This is a genomic window from Mesorhizobium sp. M7A.F.Ca.CA.002.09.1.1, assembly GCF_003998555.1.
GTDB lineage: Bacteria > Pseudomonadota > Alphaproteobacteria > Rhizobiales > Rhizobiaceae > Mesorhizobium > Mesorhizobium ciceri.
Map to the genome: position 1 here is coordinate 1 of NZ_RZRR01000320.1, position 5594 is coordinate 5594.

At 61.1% G+C, this 5594-nt stretch carries 9 protein-coding genes; 8 read left to right on the forward strand and 1 reads right to left on the reverse strand.

Annotated features, from left to right (window positions below; all coding sequences use genetic code 11):
- From EN994_RS15710 to EN994_RS15740, 7 genes are all read left to right on the forward strand, one after another.
- Positions 1–365: phosphoribosylaminoimidazolesuccinocarboxamide synthase (locus EN994_RS15710; RefSeq protein WP_281060157.1), on the forward strand; the 365-nt coding region annotated here is incomplete at its 5' end.
- Positions 366–408: 43 nt separating this feature from the next.
- The gene (gene purS, locus EN994_RS15715; protein WP_063170213.1) at positions 409–651 is read left to right on the forward strand and encodes a phosphoribosylformylglycinamidine synthase subunit PurS; all 243 of its coding nucleotides are present in this window, start codon (positions 409–411) and stop codon (positions 649–651) included.
- The gene (locus EN994_RS15720; protein ID WP_063167821.1) at positions 652–1104 is read left to right on the forward strand and encodes a hypothetical protein; all 453 of its coding nucleotides are present in this window, start codon (positions 652–654) and stop codon (positions 1102–1104) included.
- A gap of 4 nt (positions 1105–1108) precedes the next feature.
- Positions 1109–1777, forward strand: coding sequence for a phosphoribosylformylglycinamidine synthase subunit PurQ (gene purQ / locus EN994_RS15725; protein WP_024504558.1), 669 nt, complete (start codon positions 1109–1111; stop codon positions 1775–1777).
- A gap of 84 nt (positions 1778–1861) precedes the next feature.
- On the forward strand, positions 1862–2527 hold the full coding sequence (locus EN994_RS15730) for a glutathione S-transferase family protein (protein WP_013532130.1): 666 nt from the start codon (positions 1862–1864) through the stop codon (positions 2525–2527).
- Positions 2524–2931, forward strand: coding sequence for a hypothetical protein (locus EN994_RS15735; RefSeq protein ID WP_063167820.1), 408 nt, complete (start codon positions 2524–2526; stop codon positions 2929–2931). The genes EN994_RS15730 and EN994_RS15735 overlap by 4 nt, the downstream gene beginning before the upstream one ends.
- Before the next feature lie 3 nt (positions 2932–2934).
- The gene (locus tag EN994_RS15740; RefSeq protein ID WP_013532132.1) at positions 2935–3576 is read left to right on the forward strand and encodes a Pr6Pr family membrane protein; all 642 of its coding nucleotides are present in this window, start codon (positions 2935–2937) and stop codon (positions 3574–3576) included.
- Between the two features lie 76 nt (positions 3577–3652).
- Here EN994_RS15740 and EN994_RS15745 read toward each other — a convergent pair whose 3' ends face one another.
- Complete coding sequence (locus tag EN994_RS15745) at positions 3653–3904, reverse strand: DUF1127 domain-containing protein (protein WP_063167819.1); 252 nt, start codon at positions 3902–3904, stop codon at positions 3653–3655.
- A gap of 92 nt (positions 3905–3996) precedes the next feature.
- On the opposite strand from EN994_RS15745, the gene EN994_RS15750 reads away from it, so the two are divergent.
- Positions 3997–5406: a PLP-dependent aminotransferase family protein gene (locus tag EN994_RS15750; RefSeq protein ID WP_013532134.1), complete on the forward strand. Its 1410-nt coding sequence runs from the start codon at positions 3997–3999 to the stop codon at positions 5404–5406.
- Positions 5407–5594 lie beyond the last annotated feature (188 nt).

Below are 5594 nucleotides of genomic sequence, written 5' to 3' on the forward strand. Positions count from 1 at the left end.
GCCCGCAGGAGATCGACGACGTCATGGCGCTGGCGATCCGCGTCAACGACTTCCTCTCCGGCCTGTTCATGGGCGTCGGCATCCAGCTCGTCGACTTCAAGATCGAATGCGGCCGCCTGTTCGAAGGCGACATGATGCGCATCGTCGTCGCCGACGAGATCTCGCCGGACTCCTGCCGCCTGTGGGACGTGGCGACGCAGGACAAGCTCGACAAGGACCGTTTCCGCCGCGACATGGGCGGCCTCGTCGAGGCCTACCAGGAAGTTGCCCGCCGCCTCGGCATCATGAACGAGAACGAGCCGCCGCGCCCGACCGGCCCGGTGCTCGTCGCCTCGACCGACGGCCTCAAAGGCAAGCCGCACTGATCGCGGTTTGCGACCCGATAATCAGAACAGGAGCATGTCCAGCGTGATCAAGGCCCGCATTACCGTCACCCTCAAGAACGGCGTGCTCGACCCGCAGGGCAAGGCGATCGAACACGCATTGTCCGGCCTGGGCTTCGGCGGCGTCGGCACGGTGCGGCAGGGCAAGGTGTTCGACGTCGAGCTGGCGGAAAGCGACAAGGCCAAGGCCGAAGCCGACCTCAAGGCCATGTGCGACAAGCTGCTGGCGAATACGGTGATTGAGAATTACGCGGTGGAGATAGGCTGATTGAACTCAGTCTTTGCAAAACATGCAAGCAACGTTGTGGAGCTATTCCACCGACTCGACGATGCAATAGCCCGTGGCTTTCTGGATAAATTTCCACCAGAGCCGGGTGTGTATTTATTCTTGGAGGATGGCACTCCCGAAAGAATCGGGCGTACGAACAATCTCTCACAGCGATTAAAGAACCATCTCCGGCAAGATCATGGTTCTGCTGCGTATGCCTTCAAACGCGCTCGTCAAAAGCTAGGGCTAAAGCCCACATATCGCAAAGGTTCCGGCAGGAAAGACCTTCAAAAAGACCCGGCTTTCGTTGAAGTTTTTCGGGCAGAGATCGAGCGATTGAAGACACTCAGCGTGAAATATGTGGTTGTTGAAGACATTGCAGAGCAGTACCTGCTCGAAATTTACTCAGCAATCGAATATGGGTTCGCCCTAGACGAGTTTGGGAATCACTAAGAAAATGAAATCCGCCGTCGTCCTCCTGCCTGGCCTCAATCGCGACCGCGACATGATCGCGGCGCTGACCAAGATTTCGGGAACACCGCCGGTCACCGTCTGGCAAACCGACACCGAAATCCCCGATGTCGATCTGATCGCCATTCCGGGCGGTTTTTCCTTCGGCGACTATCTGCGCTGTGGCGCGATCGCCGCGCGCATGCCGGTCATGCGGGCAGTGGCCGAAAAAGCGGCCGCGGGCGTGACGGTCATCGGCGTCTGCAACGGTTTCCAGATCCTGGTCGAGGCCGGCTTGTTGCCGGGCGCCTTGATGCGCAACACCTCGCTGAAATTCGTCTGCCGGCAGGTGAAGCTCGAGATCACCAATGCCAACACCATGTTCACCCGCCGCTATCAGCCGGGCCAGATCATCCGCTCGCCGGTCGCGCATCATGACGGCAATTATTTCGCCGACGCCGACACGCTTGCCCGTCTCGAAGGCGAAGGCCAGGTGGTGTTCCGCTATGCCGAGGGCACCAACCCCAACGGCTCGATCAACGACATTGCCGGCATCGTCAACAGCCAAGGCAATGTGCTCGGGCTGATGCCGCATCCGGAAAACCTGATCGAAGCAGCTCATGGCGGTACCGACGGCCGCGGACTGTTCGAGAGCGCCCTCGGCATCGCTGCCTGACGATATCGAAGCGAACAGCTTGAAAACAGCCGGACATTCCTGTCTCTTTGGAGCAAGTCTGGTTCATTGGGGAGAGAGACGGTCATGAAACTCTATTCGCGGCCGTTGTCGCCCTACTCGTCGATCGTGCGGGCATTGGCCTACATCAAGGACGTGCCACTCAAGATCATCGCGCCGCCGCCCGGTTTTCCCATCCCGGAAGAGTTTCGCGCCATCTCGCCGATGAACCGGATTCCGGTGCTGATCACCGGCTCGGGCGAGACGATCGTCGAATCGGTGGTCATCGCCGAATATCTCGAGGAACGGTTTCCAGAACCGGCGCTGCTGCCCCCCGATTCCAAGGACCGTGCGCTGGTGCGCATGTTCGCCCGCATCACCGATCTCGATGTGCTGACCCCGTTGATGAAGCTTTTCGAGCTTCATTCCGTGCCGAAGCGCAACAATGCCGAGATCGACGCTCAGTTCGCCCGCCTGCATCATGGACTGGCGGCAATCGAGGCCCGTATGGCGCAAGGGCCCTTCGCACTCGGCGACGACATCAGCTTCGCCGATGCCTGGCTGACGCCGACGCGGTTCATCTTCAACAATTTCCGCGCCATGACAGGACGCCACGACCTGCTCGACGCCTATCCCAAATTCGACGCCTACCAGCAGATCGCCTCGCAACACCCGGCATTGTCGCGTGTGTGGGGCGAGATGACCGACGGCTTGAAAATCTTCCTGTCCGAGCTTGAGATGGGTGCCGCTTGATCAAGTCGAGGACGATCGCGCTGGTCGCCGCGACGGGCTTTGTGCTGGCATCCTGCCAGTCGACGCCAAAGAGCACGCCTGTTCCCTCGGGCAAAAGTGCAGCGCTGCTGGCCATGGAACAAGTGGCGATCGCCGCCCACAAATGCTGGATCGCCAGCAAGGACCCGGCCTTCAAACCGTATCAGATGGCCAATGAGCTGAATTCGTTCAGCGGCACGCCGCGTTTCCTGCTGGTTCCGGCCAAGCACTATGGCGGCAAACCTTTGCTGGTCGTGCAGGCGCAAGGCAATTCTAGCCGTGTCGACGTCTTCGGACCGCTGATGAACGATCCGCTCGGCGCCCGCATCGGCTCCGACATTTCCCGCTGGCAGGCCGGCAATCCGGCCTGCGCCGCGACGGCCTAGCCCATGGGCCGGTTCCTGCAGATTGTGGGGCTGGTCATCGGTCTGGCCGGGCTCATCCTGCAGTTCTGCATCAGCATTCCTGCATCGATGGAAGCAGGCCGCAGCCTGCTTGGCTCCGTCATTTTCGTCTTCAGCTTCTTCACCATCCTGACCAACATCGGCGCGGTGCTGGTGTACACGTCGCTGCTGTCACCCACCTTCTATGCCTGGCTGCCGGCCTTTGCAGGGGCGCGGATGCGCACCGGCGTTGCGGTTTCGATCGCACTGGTCTTCATCATCTACGCAACGGTTCTGGCACGACTCTGGCAGCCGCAGGGACTGTTCCTGCTCTGCGATGTTCTCCTGCACTACGTCACGCCGGTGCTGTTCGTGCTGTGGTGGCTGATATCGGGCGCCGACGGCCGGACACGCTGGAGCGACATTTCGTGGTGGGTGATCTATCCCATCGCTTATCTGGTCTATGCGCTGGTGCGGGCGCCGCTTGCCGGCGAGGTGCCCTACCCTTTCCTGAACATCGCCAAGAACGGCGCGACCAGCGTCGTCATCTCAGCTGCAGCCATCACCGGACTTTTCCTCGTGCTGTGCGTGGTCGCCGTCCTTGCGGACCATGCCGTTGCACGCACCAGGGCGTCGAGGGTCCGTTAGAACTGTGCGGACCTTCTGTCCGGATTTCCCGGGACCATCATCTTTCCCAAACCGGTTCCCACTTTTGGGATCACGGTCAGTCCCAGAACGGCCTGATGCCCTCGCGGTGGGCGTCGCAGCGCGTGACGCCGATATCCTTGAGCTGGTCGTCGGTCATCTCCAGCAGAGCCAACCGGCTGCGGCGGCGATCCAGCAGGTTGTCGATCCATCTTGCCAGCGACCTCAGCACGCGCACAAGGCGGCTGACAAAGCCGCGCTGAGCCGACGGGCGTGTCGATTGGGCCGATAATGCAGCGCTCGAATGACGTATTGTCACGATTGTATTCATTTTCTTTCTGCCAAAGTCCTAAATTGTACCCTTTTGGCACGCGATTGATATGTATTGACTCATCTATCGGTGCAATATAGAAAATTGTCACCATGACAAATTGGCTTCCAGATCTCACTGCCGGCTCCGGCCCGCTGTATCAGCGGCTGGCGGATTCCATCGAGACGGACATCGATCGGGGCGTGATCGATGCCGGCGCAAAGTTGCCGCCGCAGCGCGACCTCGCCTACGACATCGGCACCACCGTCGGCACGGTCGGCCGGGCCTATCAATTGCTGCGCGAGCGTGGGCTGGTGAGCGGCGAGGTCGGGCGTGGAACCTATGTGCTCGGCCAGCGCGCGAAGCCGGATTTTCCGGCTCCGGACGTCGGCGGCGAAGGCACGCGCTATATCGATGCGCCTAAAGGCAAGCTGCGTTTCGACAGCACCGCAGCACCTGATATCGGCCAGGGCGACATTGTCGCCGGTGTCCTGTCGCGCACGGCGCAAGACCATCCGCATGAGATTTCGAGCTACACCAGGGATTTCCCCGAACGATGGTACGAAGCCGGCGCCCGCTGGTTGGCGCGCAATTCCTTTCGCCCGGATGCCGACACCATCGTTCCCACGCTCGGCACCCATGCGGCGGTGATGGCGGCGATCGCGGCGCTCACCATGCCTGGCGACTATGTTGCCTTCGAGCACCTCACCTACTCGCAGGTTTCCCGCAGTGCCGGCTTGATCGGCAGGCGCACCGCGTTGGTGGCATCGGACGATGAAGGCATCGATCCGCAGGATTTCGAGCGCGTCTGCGCGCAAAAGCATCCCAAGATGATCTTCCTGATGCCGACGGCGCAGAATCCGACGCTGGCCACCTTGTCGGCGGCGCGCCGCGAAGCGATCGCCCATGTCGCACGCGAATACAATGTCGTCCTCATCGAGGACGACCTCTATGGCAATCTGACCGATGATCCGACGCCGTTGCTGGCCGAATATGCTCCTGAGAGGACCATTGTCGCGGGCGGCCTGTCGAAGTCGGTCGCAGCCGGTGTGCGCGGCGGCTGGCTTTCCTGCCCGCCCGCCTACCGCCACCGCATCCGCGTCGCCCACAAGATGATGACCGGCGGCATGCCCTTCCTGCTGGCGGAGGTGAATACAAGGCTGGTGCTGTCCGGTCAGGCGGATGAGATACGAAAGCGCAGCATCGCCGAAATCAGCGCCCGCATCGCCATCGTACGCGAGACTTTGGCCGGCTTCGCCTTCAAGTCGCATGACAGGGTGCCCTTTGTCTGGCTGACCCTGCCCGACCCCTGGCTTTCCGGCACCTTCAAGAACGCTTGCCTGGAGCACGGCGTGCTGATCGACGACGAGGACGAATTCAAGGCCGGCCGTTCCGAGCAGGTTTTCCATGGCGTCCGCTTCGGCGTTTCGCAGCCGAGACAGCGCGGGGATATCGCTGAAGGCGTTGCGGTGATCCGGCGACTTCTCGATGAAGGCCGCGCCGGCTACGACAGCTTCTCCTGACACTGCGTGGCTTTGTCCGGTTTTCCGTCGTTTTTCGTCAATCCATGGGTGTATCGGCCGCAAGGCTTGCGATAAGACGGGACTCAAAATCCCAACGTCCCGGATAAAAATCGCCGCCCATGACCATTTCCAATTCCGTGCCGATCACCCCCGAGCTCATTGCCTCACACGGGCTCAAGCCCGACGAG